The sequence below is a fragment of the Micrococcus sp. R8502A1 genome, from assembly GCF_006704135.1.
Lineage (GTDB): Bacteria > Actinomycetota > Actinomycetes > Actinomycetales > Micrococcaceae > Micrococcus > Micrococcus luteus.
This window is the reverse complement of the sequence record NZ_VIGS01000106.1, coordinates 1-965: the sequence shown is the minus strand read 5'-3', so window position 1 is coordinate 965 and position 965 is coordinate 1. Positions and strand designations below refer to the sequence as shown.

The window sequence follows — 965 nt, the reverse complement described above, 5'->3', positions numbered from 1 at the left end:
CGACGAGAAGAACCCAGGCGAGCCCTCGGGCCAGGACCTGGTCGAGCAGCTGAAAGCCTCAGGGCAGCTTGATGCCCTGTTCGCGCAGATCGACGCGGGCGGCGTCGAGCTCACCGGTGACGGCGGGTTCGTGCCCGCGCTGGTCAAGGCCGCGCTCGAGCGGGGCCTGCAGGCCGAGCTGACCAGCCATCTGGGCTACGAGAAGGGCTCGAGCGAGGCGCTGAAGCACGCCAACTCCCGCAACGGGACCACCCCGAAGACCGTGGAGTCCGAGGTCGGGCCGATCGAGCTGGACGTCCCGCGAGACCGGGGCGGGTCGTTCACCCCGCGCCTGGTGCCCAAGGGCCAGCGGCGCCTCGGGGGCCTGGATGACATGATCATCAGCCTCTATGCCGGCGGAATGACGATCCGGGACATCCAGCACCACCTGGCCTCCACGATCGGCACGGACCTGTCGCACGAGACGATCTCCAACATCACCGACGCCGTGAGCGAAGAGGTCCTGGCGTGGCAGTCGCGGCCGCTGGAGGAGTTCTATCCGGTGATCTATCTCGACGCAATCCGGATCAAGATCCGAGAGAACAGCCAGGTCCTCAACCGTGCCGCCTACATCGCCGTCGGCGTGGACCTCGAGGGCATCAAGCACGTGCTGGGGATCTGGGTCCAGGACACCGAGGGCTCGGCGTTCTGGGCCCACGTCTGCGCCGATCTCGCCAACCGGGGCGTGCAGGACGTGCTGATCGTGTGCTGCGACGGGCTCAAGGGCCTGCCGGAGGCGATCGAGGCGACGTGGCCGGACTCGATGGTCCAGACCTGCGTGGTTCACCTGATCCGGGCCGCGATGCGGTTCGTGGCCTACCAGGACCGCAAGAAGGTCGCCGCCGCGCTGAAGCCGATCTACACCGCCCCCAACGAAGAGACCGCGAGGAAGGCGCTGGCCGAGTTCGAGGCCTCCGAGCTCGGCA

The 965-nt window shown here is 68.1% G+C and carries 1 protein-coding gene; it reads left to right on the top strand.

Annotated features, from left to right (window positions below):
• Window positions 1-37: 37 nt before the first annotated feature.
• On the top strand, window positions 38-965 hold a 928-nt coding region (locus tag FLM69_RS11245), incomplete at its 3' end, for an IS256-like element ISMlu11 family transposase (protein ID WP_220125181.1).